Below are 20945 nucleotides of genomic sequence, written 5' to 3' on the forward strand. Positions count from 1 at the left end.
CCGGTAGCTTTAAAGGACTAGAAGAAAACGTGGCTATCGGGCATCAAGCTCAACTCAAGGGGAACGGCGTGGGGATCTGTCTCTAGGGTCGCGCGAATCAGACGGGCAACGGTGGCCGGCCGCAGAAGTTTCTGGCGATCGATTTTGAGGTTGAGGGCATCCCAAAAGGGGGTATCCACACCGCCAAAGTAAAAAAGACTAAAGCGAATACCATAGCGCTTTAGTTCTTCGGCCATGCATTTGCTAAAGCCCACCACCCCAAATTTTGCAGCACAGTAGGCCGACCCCATCGCGATTGAATGTTTACCGAGAATGCCGACAACGGTGCAGATGTGTCCCTGTTGCTGCTCTTTCATGAGTTCGGCAGCCTGTTGGCTAGTGTAAAAGCAACCCTTGAGGTTGAGGTCTAACATTTGATCTAGTTCAGCCGCAGTAATCTTTTGATAGGGCTTGAGGAGGCCAGCTCCCGCCGCGTTGATCAATATATCGAGTCTTGCCTGTTGGCTGCGGATGGCTTGCATCAATGCGCTTACTTGCGCCGGTTGGGTGATGTCACAGGGCTGAATTTGTACCGTAACTGAGGAGGGAAGACGCTCGGCCAAGGCCTGCAGGCGATCGCGCGAGCGTGCTGCCAAGACCAACGTGGCACCCGTTGCTTGGAGTTCCTCGACAACGGCTTGACCAATCCCCCCTGTGGCACCCACCACCAACACCACACGATCTGCTAAGACACTCATTTTGTTACATTTCTTTATGTTTACCCTTTTATCCTAGCGTTTCTTGAATTCCCGAAAACCTGCCAATGGCTTAGGCGATCAAATTTAGAAAGACAAGCCTTTGTTCTGCGTATTAGGATTGAGCCGTTAGGCTTGTCGCCTAGGTGTGACGGAGTTGGCATGAATGACGCAACAACCACAACCCCCCTCTCCCCTTCGGTTTGGTCAGTGGGGATGGAGAATGATTGGCTTGGTGGCCCTAGGGGCGATCGCGGTTGGCACGCGGACGTGGTGGTTTGTGCGCTATGAATTGGCTCCTGAAATCGCCCAACAACTGCAACAGCGCCTCAATCGGCCAGTGGAAATTGGTAGCGTCGAGTACGTCGGGCTGAATGTTGTTCGTTTTGGGTCCTCAGCGGTTCCCAGTTACACGCCAGAGGCGGGTAACCCAGAATTGGACAATGCCCTAATCAACAGCATTGAGGTTGCCTTTAATCCATGGCAGCTCCTGACGGGTCAAAAGCTCGATATTGACATTACCCTCCACCAACCCCAACTCACGGTGGTTCAGGATGCCCAAGGGCAGTGGTGGCGCACCGAAGTTAAGCGGCCAGCGGCGGAGCCGACCTTCTTGCAGCTGAATCAAATCAGGGTGAAGGTGCGGGATGGCTCGGTGCTGGTTCAACCCTTTCAGCGTCCTGCCTACCTGCTGCGTCATATTCATGGGGCATTGACCCTAAAGCCCGATCGCCAGAATTTTGCCCTCGCCGGTCAACTGGAAGGGCAGCTGGCCGGCGGTGGCCAATGGCGATTGCAGGGGGAGTGGAGCCAACCCCAGGAAACGGGACAATTGGCTTTGCGCTTTCGTCAGATTCCCCTTGCCCTGGGTAATGAGATTCTGCCAAGGACCATTCGTGTCCAAGGTGGCCAACTGGCGGGGCAGTTGCGCCTTCGCCTGCCTCTGCCAGAAACACCCCAAGTCACGGGTCAAATTTGGTTGCGGGATGGTAGGCTGCGCACGGCCTTTGTGCCCCAGGATATCAAAGCATTGCAGGCCCATGTGCAATTGCAGGGCACTCAGGCAAGGCTCCACTATCTGCGCGGGGCGATCGCTAACGTCCGCTGGCAGGCTGCAGGCACAGTTAGTCCTGAAAGGGGCTGGAATATCAATGCCCAAGTGTCGAGGTTTGATCTCATCCCCACCTTGAGGGCTTTGCAGATTACGCCACCTGTTCCCCTCAGGGGTCAAGTAGAAGTTCCCACCTTCCGCCTGCAGGGGGATCTGGAGAATCCTAAAATTATGGGTGAACTGCGCAGCCAAACGCCTCTCCAAGTGGATCAACTGCAACTGCAACAGGTAAGGCTGCCATTTATGGCCTCCCTTGCTGGGGGGGTTAGGCGGATGGATGTCCGCGCCCAGTTGGTGGATGGGGGTGAGGTACGGGCAACGGTGGGGATACAGCCCACAGGGGAGTTTCGCGGCCAAGCACAAGTGCAGCAGGTGAATCTGCAGGCGATCGCCCGCCGCTATAAGGTGGCTCCGCCGGTGTTTTTAGGGGAGGGCTTTGCGCAATTGGATTTTCGGGGCCATTTGCGTACCCCAGGGGCTTGGCAGGCCAATGCGGCCTTTCAGCTACCGACGGCTCAGTATCCCCTGCGGGGCACCGCTCGTCTGACCCAAACCCAACTGCTGGTTCCTGAGTTTCAAATGCCGTTTCTCGGCGGCAGTCTGCGGGGTCAAATGCAAGCCAGCGCCGGTCGGTGGCAGTTACAAGCCCAGGCCGCGAATATTCCCCTGCGGCAGTTCAATCAAGAGTTACAGGGTCGTCTCAGTGGGCGGGCGATCGCCCAAGGGCGAGTGGATCAACTGACGTTGCCAGCGATTCGCGCCAGTGCCAATCTCGCAGTGGATCAAACCCCCACAGGGGATCCCCTGATTGCGGCTGTAAACTGGGATGGCCAGCAATTGCAAGTCCAACAGGCCACCCTCGGTGCTATCCGCGCCCAAGGAACCATTGGCGTTGATTTAGCGGCTCTAAAACCTACTGACCTGCAATTGGGCATCCAAGCCAGGAATCTCTCCCTAAGTAGGTTAAGCACCGTCTTGAAACGGCATCTCCCTGTTTCCCTCGCCCTTGCCGGTACAACCTCCTTTACAGGCCAACTCACAGGCCGCCTCAATAGCCTCCAGTTTCAGGGGGAACTGCTGACCCAAGGATTGGCGGTGAATGATTTACGCTTTGCCCCTCAACTCACGGGCACGGTTGCCCTGAACCAACAACAGGGGGCAACCCTCAATTTGCAGGGTGGGGGCGATCGCCTGGCGTTTCGGCTGGATGCCGATGGCTTACCCCACTCACTGCTGGTTCAACGGCAACAGGCGCAACTCATCGGTCAGCGCCAAGGGGCAACCTTTGATCTGCGTCTTCGCCAATTTCCGCTGGACTCCCTGCGCTTACATCCCCCGGCACTCCCTAGGCATGCCATTCTCGCGGGAGTTGCCTCTGGCGAGCTCCAGTTGCAGAACTGGACAAGCGGTCAGGGCCGTTTTACGGTGGAGCGACCGGGGTTAGGAGCATGGCGGGGCGATCGCCTGCAAGCCCAATTCCGTCTAAGTCGCGATCGCCTGACGATTCAATCCGGCCTTTTTGAAAAAGGGGAAAGTCGCTATCAATTCACTGCCGATCTCCAGCCTCAGCAATTGGGGGCACAGTTGACAATTGCCCAAGGTAATTTAGCGGATTGGACGGGACTAGCCACTGTCCTTGGGATTGGTCAACCCACGGCTCGGGGCACCGCTGCAGATTTGGGAACACCCACCGCCGGGGAAGGTCTGCAGGTCTCACTGCTAACGCAAATTCGCCGCCTTGCCGAAATCGAGATGCTCCAAGCCCAAGCGGCTTTGGTGCGGCGGCCAGAACTCCTGCCCCCCTTGGATCAACTTCAGGGCATTTTTAATGGCCAGATCACTCTAAGTCAAACCCCCCAGACCGGTCTGGTGGCCCGCTTTGATCTCAAGGGCGCCAATTGGCAGTGGGGAAATTACCAAGTGGAGCAGTTTCTTGGTCGCGGTCGCTTTGCCCAAAACCGACTGCTGCTGACGACCCTCAATATGCTGGTCAACGGTGGGCAATTGAATGTCAATGGCATTTTGGGGGGTAACCAGCAAAATGCCCAACTGCGGCTAGCGCAATTGCCGGTGGGTCTTGTGGCCAGTCTTTTGCCGCCGGGGGTAAATCTGGAGGGTCAAGTGAATGCCCAAGCGGTGTTAACTGGCCCATGGCAGCAGCCTACTCTCGCTGGTGAGGCTACCCTGGCGCAGGCTCGGTTGAATCAACGTCCCCTTGAAGCCGCCAGTGCCACATTCCGCTATGCCCAAAATCGGCTTGCCCTGCGGGCGATCGCCCGCTTCGATACGCCAGAACCGCTGAGGGTGACGGGTTCGGTTCCCTTGATCTATCCCCTTGACCCACAACCCGTTGTGGATCCGCAGTTAGCCCTAGATGTGAGTGTCAAGGATGAGGGCTTGTCCTTCATTAACCTCTTGACGGATCAGGTGCAATGGCAGCAAGGTAAAGGAATTTTGCAAGCACAATTGCGGGGCACCTGGGACAATCCCATCATTAACGGCGTTCTAAGTGTGGATGATGCGGTTATTAAAACTCCCGCCTTTGAGGAGCCAGTGACGAATCTCAGTGCGCGGGTGCGCTTTGATCGCGATCGCCTACGGGTAGATGGGATTCAAGGCCTCTTTAGTCAGGGGCAAATTACCATGACAGGGGTGCTGCCAATTCAGACTCCCCTGGCCTCAGATGATCCAGATGCTGCGACACCCCTCACTGCTTCCCTGCAACGATTACAAGTGAATGCCGGCAATATCTATCGCGGTACCGTAGATGGCACCCTTGTGATTAGGGATACCCTCCTGAGTCCTAATTTCGGGGGCAGTGTCCAACTCAGCCAAGGCCGTTTAGATCTAGGAGCGATCGGTGGTTTTACCAATGGCGATGGGTTGACCACTTCTGCTGACTCCCTATTTGAGCCCCTGGTCTTTGAGAATTTAGAAATTCATATCTTAGATTCCTTGCGGGTGACGCGATCGCCCGTTCTTAACCTAATGGCCACGGGTCGTTTAACCCTCAACGGCGGCCTCAATAGTCTCCAGCCTGAGGGCAAAATTCGCCTCACAGGAGGGCAACTGAATCTTTTTACCACCCTCTTTTTGCTCCAGCGGCCAGCGGATAACTATGTGCTCTTTACCCCCGCCAATGGCTTGGATCCCGAACTCAACCTCACCCTTGCTGCCACTGCCACCGAAGTTTATACCCCCGGTACCGTGAGGCGACTATCGGATGGGGGCTCCGTAACAGCCAGCAGCCTAGGAACGTTGAACACCATTCGGATCACTGCCCGCATCAATGGTCGTGCCAGTCAACTCCAAACCAATTTACCTGCGGTGCTTGAGCTATCCAGTACCCCCACCCGTAGCAAAACCGAACTCCTGGCATTGATGGGCGGGGGCTCAATTGCAGATCTCAACCCACTGGGGGGAGAAGCGGTAGTGGCCAGTCTCGCCGGATCTGCGCTTTTCAACAACCTACAGGCATGGATTGATCGGGCTACAGGTAACCGCACCTCCTTTCGCATTTTTCCAGCCCTGGTACCCCCCGATCGCCAAGCCCAAAGCCAAGCCCCAATCCTTGCTGTGGGGGCTGAACTCGGGTTCCAAGTAAATAGTTTTACCTCGCTCTCCCTCTTGCAGTTGCTAACTGCCCCCAATGATCCGACACGGTTTAACCTTGGGTTTCAGGTGACAGACCAGATTCGCCTTGGTGGACAGGTGAGCACCAGTGGTCAGGGCACAGGCTTTCTGGAGTTCCGTTACCGTTTTTAATGTCGTCTATGATCGGAGTACTGCCAGCACCGCTCAAGCTTGGAAGGTGGCAATTGCGGCAGTTGCAGTAGCCTCGGTATCCATCTTGATGAAAAATTCCGCTAGAGCCTTATCTCAACGATTTTCGATTTCATGGCAGCGGTTAAGTCTGCGTTGGAAATTTACCTTGGCCTTGGCACTTGCGGCGCTCTTTCCAGCCGTGATTATTACTGAAGCCCTGATTCAAGTCAGCTATCGCAGCTTTGAGCATCACCTCGATCAGCAACTGCGCTCTAGTTTGCAGGATTTGCAGTGGGAAATTGACAATTTGGTCTATGAGTCTCGTATCCAAGCCCTCTTAATTGCCAGTGGAATCGATGCGCAGCATGTGGGTCAATCCCTTGTCAGTGTTTTGCATCCTGCCGCTATCCACGCCATTCTTGCGGCAGTGGATAGGACTGAACGCCCCATGAACCTGATGCTGGTGGCCGATGCCAGGGGTAGAGTACTGGCACAGCAAACAATGGTCTTAGCCAAAACGGGAGAGGCGCTCCTCGACTTGACCCCCGAAACCCATTCCCCCTATCGTCTCAGCCCGCATCAAGCCAACAGTATTGCTAATTTACCGATGTTTCAAGTGGCTCGCGATCGCCAGCAAATGATTAGCGGTCTGGTACTCCTCAATCGTGAACAGTTACAAGAACTGGGCTTAGCACAGCAGGCAACGATTACATTGCGTCCTCAACCTATCGCACCTCTACCCCCCAATCAGCGGCCAGCCCCTGCGGGTACCTATCCCATCGCGGACGGCAATATTGGCTTACTAGCCTTTGCTGCAAAGCCCCTTTATGAAAACAACCAATTTCAAGGGCTAATTCTGACGGGCATTTTGCTCAACAATATGCCGGATTTGGTGGATAGTACCACTGCATGGTCCACTGTAGATACGGTGGCAACCATTTTTGCCCAAGATTTGCGGATTGCCACCAATGTGCCTTACACCGATGGGCGCACTCGCGCCCTTGGGACCCGCGTCGCTCGCGAAGTGGCCACTCAAGTTCTCAATCAGGGCAAAATGTTTGTCGGTACAACTGACATTGTGGGTTCCCCCTATGCAACTATCTACAGCCCATTGCCGGACTTTCGCCAGCAGCTGAATCTGCCGCATCCACCGCCCATTGGTATTGCCTTTGTCGGGAAGTCCCAGGGGTGGATTGATACCATAGCCAACCAAAAACGGTTGGTGTCTTTTGCCATTACCCTTGGTGCCCTGGTGTTGGCCGGTGTTTGGGCTTATCTCACGGCCAATGCGATTGTCAAGCCGCTTCAATCCTTGGTCATTTCAATCCGTCGGGTACAGGCAGGTGATTTGACGACACTGGTGCAGGTGCACTCCCTTGATGAGGTGGGCGAACTGGCCAATTCCTTTAATGCCATGATGCGCCAGTTGCGTCTTTCTTTTGAGGAGTTAGCCCAAAAAAACCGCTCCCTCGAGCAGATTCGCGATGAACTGATTGAGGCCAATGAACAGTTTGAAGCGGTACTCAATGCCGTTCCCGGTACGATTGCTTGGATTAACGCTGAGGGCATCTATAAGGGGGTCAACCGCAAGTTGGCAGAAACCTTAAATTTGCCACCAGAGGCATTTATTGGGCGTCCCTTGGGCTTTTTGTCTGCGGATGACGAGCTGGCAGCCTTTATGCAGGAGTTTTTGCAGTCTCCAGAGCAATTTGCCTCACGGGTGATTTCCGTTCAGCACAATGGTCAAACCAGGTTTTACCTGGTGGCTTTGCAAAAGTATATGAAGGGTACCCATACCGTTGCTGTCGGCATTGATATTAGCGATCGCATTCGAGCCGAGGAAGCGCTGCGCATTGCTGAGGAAAACTACCGCAGTATTTTTGAGAATGCCCTTGAGGGAATTTTTCAAGCGTCAACGGAAAATCAGTTTATTCGGGTCAATGCCGCCATGGCCAAGATTTTTGGCTTTGACTCTCCCGCAGAAATGGTGGAGACCATCACCAGTATCCGCGACCAAATCTACGTGGAACCCAGCACCCGCGATCAGATTCTGAATCATTTTGCGACTGGAGAAACAACGGGCCATTTTGAATTCAAGGCCTATCGGCGCGATCGCCAGATTATTTGGATTCAGTTGGATATGCGAGCGGTCTTGGATACCGACGGCAAGATTTCCTACTATGAAGGATTAGTGCAAGACATTACCGAGCGCAAACAGCGCGAGCAAGCCATGCAGCAGCAAATTGAAGAGCTAAGGGTGGAAATTGATCATGAAAAACGGCGGCAGCAGGTGGCAGAAATTACCGAAACGGAGTACTTTCAGCAGTTGCGCCGCGAGGCAAACTATTTGCGTCAGCGTCGCCATTCCAAAAGCTAACCATGACCGATATCCAGGCCCTGTTTGAGCGCATTGCCCCCCTCTACGATCGCCTCAATGATCAATTGAGTTTTGGTCTGCACCATGTGTGGAAACAGATGGCTGTGGACTGGCTTGAGCTCCCTCAGGGGACAACGGCTTTGGATCTCTGCTGTGGCACGGGGGATTTGACGCGTCTGCTCGCGCGGCGGGTGGGGCGGCAGGGACGGGTGGTGGGCTTGGACTTTGCTGCGGCCCCGCTGGCGATCGCCCGCCAGCGGAGTGACCATTACCCGCAAATTGAATGGCTCCAAGGAGATGCCTTAGCAGTACCCTTGGCAGCTCAAACCTTTCAGGGCATCACGATCGGCTACGGGCTACGCAACGTGGGGGATATTCCCCAAGCTCTCAGGGAAATGTTGCGGCTGCTTGTCCCCGGTGGGCGAGCTGCCATCCTCGACTTTAGCCATCCCCAAACCCCCGCACTCCAGCAATTTCAGCAATGGTATTTGCAACAGTGGGTAGTTCCCACTGCCCGTCAGTATGGCTTGGCGGCAGAGTATGACTACTTGTGGCCGAGCATTCAGGCCTTTCCCACTCCCCTTGCCCTCTGTGAATTGATTCAACAAGCGGGCTTTGCAAGCGTGAAGCACTACCCTCTGCTGGGGGGACTCATGGCGATTACTGTTGCCCAAAAGTAATCTACGTTACAAATGTTAGGCTTCACTCCTTGGGCAATCCTCTAAGCTATAGATAGGCAAGCCGCAGGGCGTTTGGAGGGTGGTATGTATAAAAAAATTCTTGTTGCAGTTGACGACAGTGAACTGGGGGAACAAGTTTTCCAGAGCGCACTGGATTTGGCACAACACTACCAAGCTCGCATGATGCTGATTCATGTCCTCTCGCCTACCAATGCAGCCTATCCTGACCCCATCTTTACGACCCCTTTGGCTTCAGGGGTATATGTGGGACTGCACGAGGAAGTGATGCGGGCCTATGCCGAGCAGTGGGAAAACTTTGAGCAAAAGGGCTTGGATATGCTGCGCCACCTCACCCAAATTGCCACTGAAAAGGGGGTGCCCACCGAATTTACCCAAGCCTTGGGGGATGCGGGTCGGGCCATTTGTGATCTGGCCCAGGAGTGGGAAAGTGATTTGATTGTGCTGGGGCGGCGGGGTCTCAAGGGCTTGAGTGAATTTTTCCTCGGCAGTGTCAGCAACTATGTGCTCCACAATGCCCCCTGTTCTGTACTCACCGTCCAGCGCCGCCGTGATTGAGACTCCCGTTCGCATCAAGTTCCTTCTACAACCTACCCGTCCTGAGTGGGTAGAGCAAGCGATCGCTCACCTAGATACGATTTTGCTCGATCACTCCCACTGTGAGCGCAAAGCCGCTAGTGTGGCTATTAACTTAATGTTTCGCTATCCTTCCCACAAACCATTGGTAGATGCCCTCACCGATATTGCCCAAGAGGAACTTGACCACTTTCGCCAAGTCAATCAGCAATTAGAACGCCGCCACATTGCCCTGGCACCCCTGAGTGCGCCCCCCTATGCCTCGCGCTTGAATGCAGCTGTCCGCCAACAGGAACCCCAGCGCTTCTTGGATAGCCTATTGGTCTGTGCCTTGATTGAAGCCCGCAGCCATGAGCGGTTGCAACTGTTGGCTCAGCACTGCCCAGATGGGGAACTGGCGGAATTCTTTGCTAGCTTAGTGACCTCCGAGGCACGCCACTACGGCACCTATTGGTACTTGGCCTATCGGTACTTTGGTCAAGAGGTAGTGGCAGAGCGACTACCGCAGTTGGCTGCCCTTGAAAGTGAAATTCTCAGCACGCCCTATCCCTTGCCCCGGATTCACAGTTAGCCTTAAATCGCTGGTGACGCTGCCCCTTGAGCAGTCGTGGGCTGACCGACCGTAAGGCGCACCGTTTGACCAAATTGCTCCAAAACCACTGTGGGTGTGGTGTTATAGGCATCGATGGCACGCACAATCACATTGCCGGCGATGGTATCTCCCACTTGCACCGTGCGAGTCACATTTTCCTTGGGCGAGCGAATAATGGCTTGTAGGCGACCATCTACCGCAGCAATACCAAGGACCTGTACGGCTTGAGCATCAACGGGTGGCGGTGGCGGTGCAGGTCGAGTTGCACCCGAGCCAGTGGTGGTGCCTGTCGAGCCGGAGCCAGTGCCTGTGCCCTTCGTGCCTGGGGCTGCAGGAGTGGCAGCCCCATTTCCAGACTTGATGCCACCCATACCAGGCAGGGGCACCGGTGCAAAGGGATTAGTGCGACCGATATCAGACAGCCCCTGAATATAAGTTTTTGGGTTTGTCGGTGGCGTTAAGGCTGCAATCACTGATCCGGCTGTCTGCGGTTCTGTTGGTTTGGGGGCTGGAGGTGACGCTGGCGGGGGAGCAGCGGTCTGATCGGTCACTTTCTGATCGGTTATTTCGGTCTCAGTGGCCGTGAACAAACCACAGCCGCCCAGGGCGAGGGCCAACAACCCAGTTGCAATCCTGATAATAGTGCTGCGCCGGTTCAACATTTGCTGTTTCACCCTGTGATCTTGGTCTGGCGGTGCAGAGGTAGCTCTCCTGTTGCCTACTATAGGGTGTACTGTTATATTTCAGGGGCTATGCAGAGGCAGTTGTCAAAGTGGCCTGAGAGACAGCCAGTTGCTGTGGGGGCGATCGCTCGGTACACTGAGAACAACTGTAATGTTATTTACGGAATGAATCGGTCATGAGTGCTAAGCCCGTCGTGATTGCTCCCTCCATTCTCTCTGCGGACTTTAGTCGTTTGGGTGAAGAGATCCAAGCGGTAGATCGGGCGGGAGCCGACTGGATCCATGTGGACGTGATGGATGGTCGTTTTGTTCCCAATATCACGATTGGGCCATTGATTGTTGAGGCGATTCGCCCCTTGACCCAAAAGCCCCTCGATGTCCACCTAATGATTGTTGAGCCAGAAAAATACGTGGCCGATTTTGCCAAGGCCGGTGCAGATATTATCTCTGTGCATGCTGAGCACAATGCCTCACCCCACCTCCATCGCACCCTCTGTCAAATTCGTGAACTGGGCAAACAGGCGGGGGTAGTGCTCAATCCCTCTAGCCCCCTTGAGCTCATTGAGTACGTCCTGGAGGTCTGTGACCTCGTTCTAATTATGAGTGTCAACCCCGGTTTTGGCGGTCAGAAGTTTATTCCGGCAGTGCTACCGAAAATTCGGCGGCTGCGGCAACTGTGTGAAGAGCGGGGCCTCGATCCCTGGATTGAGGTGGATGGGGGTCTCAAAGCCGACAATACATGGCAAGTCCTTGAAGCCGGCGCCAATGCCATTGTGGCGGGTTCGGCCGTCTTTAATGCCCCCGACTATGCCGCGGCGATCGCGGGTATTCGCCATAGCAAGCGTCCTAGCCCTGAGTTGGTGACTGCCTAGGCACTGGTTTCTGATCGAGCCTGAAATCGCTGCCAGGAAAAGGCTTTGAGGTGGCGATCGCCCGTCTGGTGCAGGATCAAGTTGGCCATCAGCTTCGCTGTAATTGGGGCAAGCAAGATACCGTTGCGATAGTGTCCTGTGGCGAGGTAAAGATTGGCAGCTGGTCCTTGACCCAAAATGGGTAAGTCATCGGGGGTGGCTGGACGATACCCCCACCAGGTATCAATCACTTCATAGCTTGCCAATTCTGGAATAACGGCGGTGGCACGGTTCAGCAGTGCTTGCAGGCCAGCAACCGTAGTCCCTTCTTGAAAACCGACATCTTCACTGGTGGCACCCACCACCACTTTGCCGGAGCGTCGCGGCACAAGATAGAGCTGATCCCCAAAGATCACATGGTTCAGCAGCGGTTGCCCCGGTGGTTTCAGTGCCAACATTTGCCCCTTGCGGGGGGTGACGGGTAGAGGAAGGAGGCTTTGTGCCCAGGCTCCTGTAGCCAGAATGTAAATCCCCGCAGACCACCGGCCGCGATCGCTCTCTAAGGCTGTAATCTCTCCCTGCGGCGTTTGCTGAAAACGTTGAACAGTAATGCCCTCAATTACCTCGATGCCAAGAATACGAGCTGCACTCACCAGCACCTTAGCCAAGTTGCGGGTATTGACCTGACCATCTTGGGGAAACCACCAAGCCCCTAGTACACTCTCCGCAAAGCCCGGCTGATAGTTCGTAAGTTCAGACGCATCCAACCAGCGGCTGTCGGGTTCCATGGGGTGGGAGCGATCCCGCTGCCGCTCATCGGTCACGGGTGCCAAAATGCCACAGGGCCAGTAGCCCGCATCCAGCCCCGTCAGTTGTTCGAGCTTGTCAATCCAAGTGGGATACAAATTGCGGCTCGCCGTACACAAATTCCACATGGCGCCTGCCGGCAAACCTTCTGCTTGGGGGGCGAGCATTCCCGCGGCTGCATGGAGCGCTGCTTCCCGAAACCGGCGACTGAGAACGGTGGGCCGTGCCCCCCGCCATGCCAATTCGATGGCGATCGCCAGCCCCATGGTGCCGCCACCAATAATCAAAATGTCCCGCTGTTCATCCCCCAGGATCATTCTTGATGCGTCAATACCAACTTACCCATTTGTTTATCTTGGCATCTGCCACCCCTTAAGGGTAGCCCAAACTTCATCGGACAAGACGTGCTCAGCCTACTGTCTTGAGGTGAACCCGTTATAATTTAAGAGCGATCGCGGTGGATTTGCTGCCGCTGTGTGGTAACTGTCCATGATCTCATCCGGCTCTCACTACCCGATCTTTGGTCCTGAAATCCGTTGTCCCCACTGTCGGCAAGTCATTCCCGCCCTGACCCTCACCGATACTTACCTGTGCCCGCGCCACGGCCCTTTTGAAGCAGATGCCAAAACCGGGGAATTGATGCACCTGCAATCCGGTCGCATTTGGCGTCTCTGGGAAGGCGAATGGTATCGCCAGCACACCCACCCCGACGGCATTCGCTTTGAAATCCACGATGCCCTCGATCGTCTCTACACCCAAGGCTACCGTGCCACCAAAGTCATTATTGCCGAACGCTATCGGGATCTCTTTGGCGCCTACCTCGAACGCAGTACCCCTTGGCGAGGCGCCACAGATTCGCAAATGCTGCGCCTGTTTGGCTTGCCCGTTGAGTTTAGCCCCCCCGCTAGCCAAGAGGAGCGCTGGGATGTGATTAACTTTGATCTGGAAAAAGAACCCGGTGCCCCCCTTCGCCCCCCCTATTTTCGGATGTTTGACTAGTGATGCTCACCCTCGCCGACTGTGGCGAACTGGAATTGATTGCCCGTCTGCGCCCCTATTGCAACACGCAATTGGTGGGCGATGATGCGGCTGTCCTGTCGCCGCCCCCTGGTGAGCAACTCATTGTGAGTACCGATACCCTCGTGGAGGGGGTGCACTTTAGTTTGGGCATGAACGATACCCCAGTCACCATGACACCTCAGGACGTTGGCTGGCGATCGCTAGCCGCCAATTTATCAGACCTTGCAGCCATGGGGGCATTGCCCTTGGGGTTAACCGTGGGTCTAGCCGCACCTCGCAACTGTCCTGTGGCAATGATTGAGGGCATTTACCAAGGGATGGCTACCTGTGCTCAGGCCTACGGCACCAGTATTATCGGTGGTGATACCTGCCGCTCTAGTGTCCTCAGTCTCAGCATCACAGTCTTGGGCAGTGCCCCGCCAGAACGGATTATTTATCGCAATCGCGCTCAAGTGGGGGATGTCATTGTTGTAACGGGTGTTCATGGGGCCTCCCGCGCCGGTCTCGAATGCCTTTTGTATCCCCAGGGGGCAGGCACCGTCCCTGCCGAACTGCGGCAGGCATGGATTCAAGCCCATCAACGTCCCCGACCGCGGTTGGATATTGTCCACTGGCTGCGCCAACAGGTGCCGCCGCCGCGTCTTGCCGGCATGGATAGTAGTGATGGTCTGGCAGCTGCCGTCCTGCAAATCTGTCAAGCCAGTGGGGTGGGGGCGATGCTTTGGGCAGAGCAGATTCCAATCGTGGACTATGGCGATCGCCTGCAGGCCCTGAACTGGGCGCTCTATGGCGGTGAGGATTTTGAATTGGTATTGTGCCTTTCTCCAGAATGGGCTCAGGATCTCTGTGGCGCAGCGGGTGAACGCGCCGCCATGGTCGGGGAAATTATTCCTGAAAAAAGGGTGCAACTCAGGCTCAATGGTGAATTATTACCCGTCCAAGTCGATCGCCTCTTTCAGCACTTTTAAGGGGTTCGTGGGTTAAAGCACAGCGACAGTGGCAGCAATGGGTGTGCAGGGAAGGGGCAGCCGTCAAGGAATATTACAAAAATTCATAAAACTTGGGGGCGATCGCCAGCAAGTCCCCATAAATTTATACATTTCTTAAAAAAATGCCGAGCCACCCCCGAATCGTTCTAATCTAAGTTAGCGCGTTAACTAAAAGTAAAGGGAGCCTCTTAGTAACCATGGTTGTCAAAGCAAGTGGTGGAAGCTCGGTTGCCCGCCCGCAACTTTATCAAACAGTCCCCGTTTCAACGATTATCCAAGCCGAGCAGCAGGATCGCTTCCTGAATCGGGGTGAACTGGATGAACTCGCTGTTTATCTGCGCTCCGGGGCAAAACGCCTTGAAATTGCCACCACCCTCACTCGCAACGCCGACATCATTGTTTCCCGGGCTGCCAACCGCATCTTTGTCGGTGGTTCCCCCATGGCCTTTCTCTCCCGTCCCCAAACTGAAGAAGCCCCCCAATTCACCACTGGGGCAAGGGGCGAAGCCATTGACATGAAAGAAGCCATGAAGCTGGGAACCGCAACCTATGTGGACACCCGTGGTGGATTCCTAGAGGGATTGCGCTCCATCTTTAGTGCCTCCGGGGGCGGTGCACCCGTGGGGTTCAAACCCATCAACATTGCCCGCTATGGCCCAGCTCGCATGGAAAAATCCCTGCGGGACTTGGATTGGTTCCTGCGCTATACTACCTACGCCATTGTGGCCGGTGATCCCAACATTCTGGCGGTGAATACGCGCGGCTTGCGGGAAATCATTGAGGCTGCCTGCTCTGCCGATGCCACGATTGCTGCTCTGCAGGAAATGCGGCGGGCGGCTCTCAGCTATTTTGAAAAAGACGCCGAAGCCAAGGGGATTGTCGAAACCTACTTTGACGTTTTGATCAACGAATTTATTGCCCCTGCCCCCTCTGATAAAGTGCGGCAGCGCAACTCCACCGATCTGCAGGGTCTGCAACTGCCACAGATTTACTTCAATGCCGCCGAGCGTCGTCCCAAATTTGTGATGAAGCCGGGGCTATCCGCTGCCGAGAAGAATGAAGTGGTTAAGGCCGCCTATCGGCAAATCTTTGAGCGCGACATCTCCCGCGCCTACGGTTTGGGTATCTCTGACTTGGAATCGAAGGTGAAAAATGGCTCCATCTCTATGAAGGAGTTCATCCGCCAACTGGCCAAGTCACCCCTCTATCGCAAAAACTTCTATGAACCCTACATCAACAGCCGTGCCCTAGAACTCGCCTTCCGCCACATTTTGGGGCGTGGGCCCTCTAGCCGCGAGGAAGTGCAAACCTACTTTGCCATTATTTCCAAGGGGGGGCTCCCTGCCTTGGTGGATGCCCTTGTGGATTCCAAGGAATACAGTGACTACTTTGGTGAGGAAACGGTCCCCTATCTGCGGGGTCTGGGTCAAGAGGCTCAAGAGTGCCGCAACTGGGGCGCCCAACAGGATCTCTTCAAGTACAGTGCGCCCTTCCGCAAAGTTCCCCAATTCATCACTACCTTTGCTGCCCAAGATCAGCCCCTACCGGATCAACACCCCTACGGTGCCGGCAACGATCCCTTGGAAATTCAGTTTGGTGCCATCTTCCCGAAAGAGAAGAAAAACCCCAGTGCGCGGCCCCAACCCTTCAACAAAGACACCCGCCGCATTCTCATTGCCCGGGGGCCAGGGATCAATAACCAAGTCAGCAATCCTGCGGCCCGCGGGGTTGCTCCTGGCAGCCTGGGGCCAAAAGTCTTTAAGCTAGACCAACTGCCCAGCATCAATGCCCGCATTGGCAAGCGCGCGATCGCCACGGGCGGCAACAGTGTCAAATTTGCTGAAAGTTCAACCCAGCGGGTGATTCGTGCCGCTTATCTCCAAGTCTTTGGCCGTGATGTCTATGAAGGGCAGCGCCAAAAAGTCGCTGAGATCAAACTGGAGAACGGTGAAATCTCTGTCCGTGAGTTTGTGCGGATTTTAGCCAAATCAAACCTCTTCCGCAGCCTCTACTGGACACCACTGTACGTCACGAAGGCGATTGAATATATTCACCGTCGCCTCTTGGGTCGTCCCACCTATGGTCGCCAAGAGATGAATGCCTACTTTGACATTGCCTCGAAGAAAGGTCTCTATGGCTTGGTGGATGCCATCATTGACAGCCAAGAGTACAGCGAAGCCTTTGGGGAAGATACAGTTCCCTACGAGCGCTACATTACGCCCCAGGGTCTGGCTCTGCGATCGCTACGGGTGGGTACAATTGGCGAAACTGGCGTACCCCCTGAGAAAGAAGAAACGCCTCGCTTTGTCGAACTGGGGGCGGTAACCGAACTGCGCACTGAGCCAGCAATTCAGTTCCGGGCCAATCAAGGGGTGAGCAAGCGCCGCGAGCAAACCAAGGTCTTCAAGCTCACGGATCTCAACGACAAGCAAAATCTGCAACTGGTAATTCAGGCGGCCTATCGGCAGGTCTTTGAGCGGGATGTTGCCCCCTACATTGTCCGCGATGAGTTTACTGCCCTTGAATCCAAGCTCAGCAACGGTGAGATCACCCTCAAGGAGTTCATCGAAGCCTTGGGTTGCTCTGAACTCTATCAGAAGGAGTTCTACACCCCTTACCCCAACACCAAAGTCATTGAACTGGGTACCAAACATTTCTTGGGGCGGGCACCCGTTGATCAAGCGGAAATTCGCCGCTACAACCAAATTCTTGCCACCCAAGGCTTAAAGGCCTTTGTCCAAGCCCTCGTCAGTAGTGCTGAATACGCTGCAGCCTTTGGTGAAGATACGGTGCCCTATCGTCGCTTCCCCACCTTGCCAGCGGCCAACTTCCCCAACACTGAGAAACTGCACAATCAACTCACGAAGCAAAGTGAGGCGATTGTCGTGCCCAGCTTTGCGCCGGTCAAACCTCGCCTCGATAATACGAAGCTGCCGCTGCTCAGTCGGGCGATCGCCGAGCAAGAAGCTAAAGCCCGGCAAGCGGATCCCAGCAAGCCCCGCTTTATCGAATTGGGACGCTCCTTCCGCAATGGCGATGGTCAATCCGTGGAAGTGGGGGTCGGTACCACCCGTCGCCGTCCCGCTCGTATTTTCCGCATGACCGTGGGTGCCCCTAGTGCTGAAGTGGAGCTGGTGATCAATGCCATCTACTGCCAAGTGATGGATGTCTTTAGTGGCCAAGTGCCGAGCCAGTTCCGGCGCCCTGATCTGGAAAGCCGCCTCCGCAATGGTGAAATTACCGTCCGCGAGTTTGTGCGCACCTTGGCCAGCTCAGAGATCTATCGCAACCGCTTCTACACCCCCTATCCCAACACCAAGGTGATTGAGTTCCTCTTCCGTCACCTCCTGGGTCGCGCCCCAGCCACCCAAGCGGAAATTCGCCAATACAACAAAATCTTGGCGGATCAAGGCCTCAAGGCTGCTGTCGAAACGATGGTGAATAGCCCTGAGTACAGCCGCTACTTTGGCGAAGATGTCGTGCCCTACAAACGCTTCCCGACGCTGCCAGCGGGCAACTACATTGGCAGTGTTAAAGCCGATGCCGACTTGGTGAAGCAATCCTGGTCGAGCCTCTCGCCCTCATTGGTGGGGATTCAGCCCAGTCATCGCGACTAGGGTACGCTGCCACTAACCACTTGTGAATCAATCTACTAGCGGATGCTCCTGTAGGGGTGTCCGCTTTTTGGCGCGACAAGACCACGTTAAAATATCTTAAAGATTTTCAATTCTGAAAAACCCGCAAAATCCCGTTCTGGTAAGGGTTGGCAGTCTTTCTATAACCAGTAAAAAAATGATAGAGTACAAAAAATTCACATTTTAATTTCTATCCATTGCTGTCCCCATTGAGTAGGAGTGTCCGTTACTTTGGAGACCCACAAAGAAAAGATACTCGTTGTTGACGATGAAGCGAGTATTCGTCGCATCTTAGAAACTCGGCTGTCAATGATTGGCTATACCGTCGTCACTGCCGCCGATGGCGAGGAAGCCCTGACCACCTTTCGGCAGGAGCAGCCAGATTTAGTGGTGCTTGATGTGATGATGCCGAAACTAGATGGCTATGGCGTCTGTCAAGAACTGCGCAAGGAATCGGATGTCCCGATTATTATGCTCACTGCCCTTGGCGATGTTGCCGATCGCATTACGGGGCTAGAACTGGGGGCCGATGATTATGTGGTCAAGCCCTTTTCCCCCAAGGAGTTGGAAGCCCGCATTCGCTCGGTACTGCGACGCATTGAGAAGACCAATACCTCTGGCATCCCTAGCTCCGGGGTGATTCAGGTGGGCAATATTCGCATTGACACCAATAAGCGGCAGGTCTACAAGGGGGATGAGCGCATTCGTCTCACGGGCATGGAATTTATGCTCTTGGAATTGCTGGTAGGACGCTCGGGCGAGCCTTTCTCCCGTGCAGAAATTCTGGAGCAAGTGTGGGGGTACACCCCCGAACGCCATGTGGATACACGGGTGGTGGATGTCCACATTTCCCGCTTGCGGGCTAAATTAGAGGAAGACCCCAGTAATCCAGAATTAATCTTGACCGCACGGGGCACAGGGTATCTCTTTCAGCGCATTACTGAACCGGGAGAAGCAAGCAACAAAAATCAATAGCTGCTTGGCTTGAGGGTGAGCCATGAATCAAAAACGCTGGCGCTGGTCAGAGGTGGTGGGTCTAGGTCTGACGGCTGTGGCTCTAGGCATTGTTGCCTTTATGCAGCAGGATGCCCTGCGTCGATTACAAGCTCAAACGGGCGAACAATTCACCGATGCCGAATATGAGCGCCAGAATGCTCAAACCATTACTCAAATGCAGCTTTTGGCAAAGTTACCTTCCTTTGGGTTTGACAATTTAGTTGCCGATTGGGCATTTTTGCAATTTCTGCAGTTTTTTGGGGATTCTGCTGCCCGCCAAGTCACGGGTTACGACGACGTACCTGCTTTCTTTGAGGTGATTATTGCCAAGGATCCCGGCTTTGCCCAAACCTATCCCTACCTCTCGACGGCAATTACGGTGTATGCAGGACAGCCACAAACCGCTGTGGCTTTGATGGATCGGGGGCTGGCTGCTATGGATCCCGCCTATCAACCAACGGCCTACCTGGCATGGGTGTTTCGCGCCATGGATGAATTGCTCTTTTTGGGCAAGGGCCGAGCGGCAGCCGCGTCCTACGATCGCGCGGCGGCTTGGGCAGAATTGAATCCCGATCCGCAAGTACGCGCGGCGGTACCTTATTATCGCTCCTTGGCCCAAACGCTACGGCGCAATCCTGACAGTCGCATGGCGCAAATCAATGCCTGGATTTGGGCGCTGGTGAATGCCGTGAGCGATCGCTCGCGACAAACGGCCATAGAGAATATTGAACGCCTAGGGGGCAAAGTCTCACGGCTGCCCGATGGCACTTGGCAAATTCGCCACCCTGAAGATCTGCGGTAACCCCCATGGAGCGGACTATTGCCGAAATTAATGAAAAGATTACAGCAGGCAAAGCCACGGTTTGGACCCTCGCTGAACTCAAGGCCCGCCTTCAAAGCCTGAGCATTGCTGAAGCAGCCCGCCAAGTGGATGTGATTACCACAGGCACGTTTGAACCCATGGAATCCTCGGGAGCAATTATTAACTTGGGACCGACCGATCCGCCCATTAAACTGCGGCAGTGCTGGTTCGATGGCATTCCCGCCTACAGTGGTTTTGGCGCTGTGGATCTGTACCTTGGCGCGGCCCAATCGCTGGATCCCAACTCTGAAGGGGGAGAAGCCGACAGTCTGCGGGAACGGGGGGGTGGCCATGTCATTGCCGATTTGATTGCGGGTAAGGCCATTCCCCTACGGGCAGTGGGCTATGTTACGGATTGTTATCCCCGCGCCAGTTTAGAAACGGTGATTAGCAAAGACACCATCAACCAGTTCTATCTCTATAATCCCCGCAATTTGTATCAAAACTTTATTGTGGGTGTGAATGGGGGCGATCGCCCCCTCTATACCTATCTCGGTCCACTGCAGCCGCAATTGGGGAATGCCGTTTATGCCTGTGGCGGTGCCCTCTCACCGCTGTTGAATGATCCCTACTTGCGATTGGTGGGGATTGGCACGCGCATTTTCCTCGGTGGTGGCATTGGTTATGTGGCCTGGGAAGGCACCCAACACTTTCCGTTGCAAAAACGTCTGGCCAACGACACCCCCATTGGCCCCGCCGCAACCCTTGCCCTCATTGGTGATGCCAAACAGATGGATCCCTTTTGGGTGCGCGGTTGCTATTTCAAGCACTATGGGGCGTCTCTGATGCTGGGGGTGGGGGTGCCGCTGCCGGTGTTGGATCAAGAGGTCATTGCCCGCTGTGCCATTCGCGATGAGGACGTAGTGGCACCGGTTATTGATTTTTCAATTCCTCGCCGGGTACGTCCCACCTTCGGCCTGGTCAACTATGCCCAACTCAAGTCGGGCAGCATCAAAATTGAAGGCAAAACCGTGCGCACTGCTCCCCTGACCAGTCTCTACTTTAGTCAACGCATTGCCGAAGTCCTCAAGGATTGGATTCACAGTGGTCGTTTTACCCTCACAGAACCCATTGCCCCTCTGCCGCGCGATCGCGCCTTTTTGCCGCAACAACCTTGGATGCCCGCTGTCAGTGAGGATTAGTGGGGGTGGCAACCTTGCTTTCGCTATACTGACAAATAGTTCAACTGCCTTGGCCTTGGAATTCGCCAGTGCCTGACCTAGTGATTCAGGCTACTGCTGAACTCTTG

At 54.9% G+C, this 20945-nt stretch carries 15 protein-coding genes; 12 read left to right on the forward strand and 3 right to left on the reverse strand.

Features of this window, described 5'->3' with window-relative positions; all coding sequences use genetic code 11:
* Positions 1–17: 17 nt before the first annotated feature.
* Complete coding sequence (locus Q0W94_RS03305; RefSeq protein WP_297761090.1) at positions 18–737, reverse strand: SDR family oxidoreductase; 720 nt, start codon at positions 735–737, stop codon at positions 18–20.
* A gap of 220 nt (positions 738–957) precedes the next feature.
* Here Q0W94_RS03305 and Q0W94_RS03310 point away from each other — a divergent pair, with 220 nt between their 5' ends.
* The 5 genes from Q0W94_RS03310 (at position 958) to Q0W94_RS03330 (ending at position 9832) form a co-directional block, all read left to right on the forward strand.
* Positions 958–5610: a translocation/assembly module TamB domain-containing protein gene (locus tag Q0W94_RS03310; RefSeq protein ID WP_297761093.1), complete on the forward strand. Its 4653-nt coding sequence runs from the start codon at positions 958–960 to the stop codon at positions 5608–5610.
* A gap of 166 nt (positions 5611–5776) precedes the next feature.
* Positions 5777–7987, forward strand: coding sequence for a PAS domain S-box protein (locus Q0W94_RS03315; RefSeq protein ID WP_297761096.1), 2211 nt, complete (start codon positions 5777–5779; stop codon positions 7985–7987).
* A 2-nt stretch (positions 7988–7989) separates the two neighbouring features.
* Positions 7990–8667: a bifunctional demethylmenaquinone methyltransferase/2-methoxy-6-polyprenyl-1,4-benzoquinol methylase UbiE gene (gene ubiE, locus Q0W94_RS03320; protein WP_297761100.1), complete on the forward strand. Its 678-nt coding sequence runs from the start codon at positions 7990–7992 to the stop codon at positions 8665–8667.
* Positions 8668–8751: 84 nt separating this feature from the next.
* On the forward strand, positions 8752–9243 hold the full coding sequence (locus Q0W94_RS03325; RefSeq protein ID WP_297761102.1) for a universal stress protein: 492 nt from the start codon (positions 8752–8754) through the stop codon (positions 9241–9243).
* Entirely contained in the window at positions 9200–9832 is a 633-nt protein-coding gene (locus Q0W94_RS03330; RefSeq protein ID WP_297761104.1) for a tRNA-(ms[2]io[6]A)-hydroxylase, read from the forward strand. The genes Q0W94_RS03325 and Q0W94_RS03330 overlap by 44 nt, the downstream gene beginning before the upstream one ends.
* A 2-nt stretch (positions 9833–9834) precedes the next feature.
* Here Q0W94_RS03330 and Q0W94_RS03335 read toward each other — a convergent pair whose 3' ends face one another.
* Positions 9835–10470: a hypothetical protein gene (locus tag Q0W94_RS03335; RefSeq protein ID WP_297761107.1), complete on the reverse strand. Its 636-nt coding sequence runs from the start codon at positions 10468–10470 to the stop codon at positions 9835–9837.
* A 242-nt stretch (positions 10471–10712) separates the two neighbouring features.
* Here Q0W94_RS03335 and rpe point away from each other — a divergent pair, with 242 nt between their 5' ends.
* Entirely contained in the window at positions 10713–11408 is a 696-nt protein-coding gene (gene rpe, locus Q0W94_RS03340; RefSeq protein WP_297761110.1) for a ribulose-phosphate 3-epimerase, read from the forward strand.
* Here rpe and thiO read toward each other — a convergent pair.
* Positions 11405–12511 carry a glycine oxidase ThiO gene (thiO, locus tag Q0W94_RS03345; RefSeq protein WP_297761113.1) on the reverse strand — a complete coding sequence of 369 codons (1107 nt, stop codon included), beginning with the start codon at positions 12509–12511 and terminating at the stop codon, positions 11405–11407. The genes rpe and thiO overlap by 4 nt on opposite strands.
* Positions 12512–12683: 172 nt before the next feature.
* On the opposite strand from thiO, the gene Q0W94_RS03350 reads away from it, so the two are divergent.
* From Q0W94_RS03350 to Q0W94_RS03375, 6 genes are all read left to right on the forward strand, one after another.
* Positions 12684–13193 (forward strand): TIGR02652 family protein, encoded by a 510-nt coding sequence (locus Q0W94_RS03350; RefSeq protein ID WP_297761115.1) that lies wholly within the window; start codon positions 12684–12686, stop codon positions 13191–13193.
* Between the two features lie 2 nt (positions 13194–13195).
* Entirely contained in the window at positions 13196–14182 is a 987-nt protein-coding gene (thiL, locus tag Q0W94_RS03355; RefSeq protein WP_297762345.1) for a thiamine-phosphate kinase, read from the forward strand.
* 218 nt (positions 14183–14400) lie between these two features.
* Positions 14401–17820: a phycobilisome rod-core linker polypeptide gene (locus Q0W94_RS03360; protein ID WP_297761118.1), complete on the forward strand. Its 3420-nt coding sequence runs from the start codon at positions 14401–14403 to the stop codon at positions 17818–17820.
* Between the two features lie 237 nt (positions 17821–18057).
* Positions 18058–18813 carry a response regulator transcription factor RpaB gene (gene rpaB / locus Q0W94_RS03365; protein WP_071823306.1) on the forward strand — a complete coding sequence of 252 codons (756 nt, stop codon included), beginning with the start codon at positions 18058–18060 and terminating at the stop codon, positions 18811–18813.
* Positions 18814–18835: 22 nt separating this feature from the next.
* The gene (locus tag Q0W94_RS03370) at positions 18836–19636 is read left to right on the forward strand and encodes a hypothetical protein (protein WP_297761121.1); all 801 of its coding nucleotides are present in this window, start codon (positions 18836–18838) and stop codon (positions 19634–19636) included.
* Positions 19637–19641: 5 nt separating this feature from the next.
* Complete coding sequence (locus Q0W94_RS03375; protein WP_297761124.1) at positions 19642–20838, forward strand: homocysteine biosynthesis protein; 1197 nt, start codon at positions 19642–19644, stop codon at positions 20836–20838.
* Positions 20839–20945: the final 107 nt, after the last annotated feature.

The organism is Thermosynechococcus sp. (assembly GCF_025999095.1).
In the GTDB taxonomy this organism is placed as follows: domain Bacteria; phylum Cyanobacteriota; class Cyanobacteriia; order Thermosynechococcales; family Thermosynechococcaceae; genus Thermosynechococcus.

Excerpts from the sequence above, each read along its gene's own strand:
- Q0W94_RS03360 (WP_297761118.1), top strand. The coding sequence starts at position 14,401 with ATGGTTGTCAAAGCAAGTGGTGGAAGCTCGGTTGCCCGCCCGCAACTT.
- Q0W94_RS03370 (WP_297761121.1), top strand. The coding sequence starts at position 18,836 with ATGAATCAAAAACGCTGGCGCTGGTCAGAGGTGGTGGGTCTAGGTCTG.
- Q0W94_RS03375 (WP_297761124.1), top strand. The coding sequence starts at position 19,642 with ATGGAGCGGACTATTGCCGAAATTAATGAAAAGATTACAGCAGGCAAA.
- Q0W94_RS03305 (WP_297761090.1), bottom strand. The coding sequence starts at position 737 with ATGAGTGTCTTAGCAGATCGTGTGGTGTTGGTGGTGGGTGCCACAGGG.
- rpe (WP_297761110.1), top strand. The coding sequence starts at position 10,713 with ATGAGTGCTAAGCCCGTCGTGATTGCTCCCTCCATTCTCTCTGCGGAC.
- Q0W94_RS03330 (WP_297761104.1), top strand. The coding sequence starts at position 9,200 with ATGCCCCCTGTTCTGTACTCACCGTCCAGCGCCGCCGTGATTGAGACT.
- Q0W94_RS03350 (WP_297761115.1), top strand. The coding sequence starts at position 12,684 with ATGATCTCATCCGGCTCTCACTACCCGATCTTTGGTCCTGAAATCCGT.
- Q0W94_RS03325 (WP_297761102.1), top strand. The coding sequence starts at position 8,752 with ATGTATAAAAAAATTCTTGTTGCAGTTGACGACAGTGAACTGGGGGAA.
- thiL (WP_297762345.1), top strand. The coding sequence starts at position 13,196 with ATGCTCACCCTCGCCGACTGTGGCGAACTGGAATTGATTGCCCGTCTG.
- thiO (WP_297761113.1), bottom strand. The coding sequence starts at position 12,511 with ATGATCCTGGGGGATGAACAGCGGGACATTTTGATTATTGGTGGCGGC.
- Q0W94_RS03310 (WP_297761093.1), top strand. The coding sequence starts at position 958 with ATGATTGGCTTGGTGGCCCTAGGGGCGATCGCGGTTGGCACGCGGACG.
- ubiE (WP_297761100.1), top strand. The coding sequence starts at position 7,990 with ATGACCGATATCCAGGCCCTGTTTGAGCGCATTGCCCCCCTCTACGAT.